Source organism: Calothrix sp. CBUCES-K 9914, from assembly GCF_059640475.1.
In genome coordinates this window covers 1-2,770 of record NZ_JBXXZH010000490.1, presented here as the reverse complement: position 1 = coordinate 2,770, position 2,770 = coordinate 1, and the positions used below count along the sequence as shown (strand labels likewise).

Genomic DNA, 2,770 nt, shown 5'->3' with positions numbered 1-2,770 from the left:
ACAAGCTGCGTGGTGAATATCAACAGGCTATTGCTGCATCACAACAATCTTTAGATATATCATCAAAAAATAAAGATTTAATTGGAGAAATAGCAGCAGTTTATCATCTTGCTGACATTTACGAAGCTTTGGGAGAATATCAAAAATTTATTGCTGTCGCCGAACCGTATTTGCCGCGACTAAAACAACTTAATAACCGTTCTCTGGAAGCACAGTTCCTTTCTGGCATAGGCAATGCTTACGACATTATTGGCGCCAATCAAAAAGGCAAAGCTTTAGTTGAGCAAAGTTTAGTTATCGCGCGCGAATTAAAAAATCCAGCTTTAGAATCAACAGTGTTAAATTACTTAGGTAGTATTTATAATTCACGCAACGAATATCAGAAAGCTTTAGAGTTAACGCAACAAAGCTTGAAAATTGCTCAAGATTTGCAAAGCCCACCTTTAAAAATAGCTCCTCTATCTACCTTAGCAAACACTTACTATCATTTAGGGAATTACAACAAAAGTAGAGAATACTTTCAACAAGTACTAGCAAACGTCAAGACATTGCAAAACCGCCGTGCTGAAGGTGGCATATTAGTATACACTGCTATTACTTACTTTGCTCAAGACCAGCCACAAAAAACAGTAGAATTATCTCAACAAGCATTGGCTATCTCCCGTGAAATAAAAGAACCTCGTTTAGAAGCTGTTGCTCATCTTATCCTGAGTGCTGGTTATGGTGAATTAGGTAATGATGCAAGTGCGATGCAAGAAGCGCAAACTTTTTTAACATTCGCACGTCAAACTAAAAACCCAGCATTTGAGAAAACCGCACTTAATTTAATTGGTGATTTACACCGCAAATTTCGGCGCCCAGAAGCTGCAATTTCATCATATCAAGCAGCATTGGGAATTAAAACAGATACACTTTCAGGTAGTGACGGGGGTATTTATGCTGGGTTAGGACAAGCATACGTGCAATTAAATAAGACTGATGAAGCAATTAAAAACTATCAACTAGCTATTAACAGCATAGAAAGTGTACGTCGTAATATCCAAGGACTACCACCCGAATTACAATCCTCTTTCTTACTTGCAAAGTTTGATTTTAATAAAGTCAAAACGGCTGATATCTACCGTCAATATGCAGATTTGTTACTCAAGCAAGGACGTACCTTACAAGCGCAACAGGTATTAGAGTTACTCAAATTTCAAGAAGTTCAAGATTACCTGCGCGCGGGTACAAAACCTGACGCTGCTACTAATAATCAAATCATTGCACTCGGTAAAGAACTTAGTGAGTTAGAAATTATTCCAGAAAATAAGCGTACTAGTAATCAACAACAGCGTGTTATTGAACTGAGAAAACAACAAGGAAAACTTGCTCTTGAATACGGGGAATTTGTCAAAAACCCGGAAATAGCAAAACGCATTGATGAATTACGTCAAAGCACCCAAGGCAAAAACTTTGACCCCAAAGAGCAAGCAAGAATTTTACAAGATAAGGTTAAACGAGTACAACAAGATGCAGTTATTATTTACCCCCTGGTTCTTAAAGACCGTTTGGAGCTAATATTAGTAACTCCTTATGCTCCTCCTATTCACCGTACTGTTAAAGTATCTGAAACAGAACTTAATAAAACAATTGAAGATTTCCGTCGTGATTTACAAAGTCCTAGCAGAAATCCTGTTAGTAATGCTGGTAAACTCTATCAATGGCTAATTCAACCATTAGAAAGTGACTTAGCAGCAGCGAAAACCAAAACTATAATGTTTGCACCCGACGGGAAATTACGTTATATTCCTTTGGCTGCTTTACACGACGGTAAACAATGGCTGATTGAACGCTTCGATATTAACAATATCACGGCTTTAAGCTTAATAGGTTTGAATACAAGACCCCAAACTAAAAAACAAGTTCTAACTGCTGCATTTTCAGATACCAGTCGTAGCGTTACAGTTCAATTAGGTAGCACAAATGCGACATTCCAAGGATTAAAGTATGCAGGGACAGAAGTGGATGGTATTACTGCTGCAATTCCCGGAAGCACTAAACTTGTAAATAATCAATTCAACCAAGACATTGTTTACCGAATGAATGATTATTCAATAGTACACTTAGCTACTCATGCTGCATTTGTCAATGGCAAACCTGAAGATTCGGTAATTTTGTTGGGTGATGGGAAACATATTACTTTACGCGACGTTGAAGCTTGGAATTTGCCTAACGTTGATTTAATTGTACTTAGTGCTTGCGAAACTGGGTTAGGTGGTTTTGGTGACGGTAAAGAAATTCTTGGTTTTGGCTATCAAGTCGAAAAAATTGGCGCCAAAGCTGCAATAGCTTCGTTATGGCAAGTCGATGACCCTAGTACCGCCCAATTAATGCAACAGTTTTACAACAATTTAGCACAAAAGGCGCCGATTACCAAAGCCGAAGCATTACGACAAGCACAGCTTAGTTTGTTAAAGGGTACATCAGTCAAACAAAATTCAGATCAGCGTGGTTTACAAGTGACACCACCAAATAACCCTAGTAATCAAAAAGTATATGCAGGTAATCAACATCCTTATTATTGGGCGCCGTTTATCTTAATTGGTAATGGCTTGTAGTGGCAACGGATGATGAACGGATGTAACGGATGGTATATTTTGAATAACAATATTTTGTTTTTGATGAATAACTTATCCGCTACATCCGTTGCAAGGCTAAGTCTATTTAAACTGTGGCATTTGCAAACTTCGTGAAATTTCTGCCTGTGTTAACCCTGCCACTTTTCGCAGTT

General features: G+C 38.1%; 1 protein-coding gene. It reads left to right on the top strand.

Annotated features, from left to right (window positions below):
- Positions 1–2,597, top strand: a 2,597-nt coding sequence (locus AC2JBO_RS44335) for a CHAT domain-containing protein (RefSeq protein WP_496959981.1), incomplete at its 5' end; no start/stop codon positions are given.
- Positions 2,598–2,770: the final 173 nt, after the last annotated feature.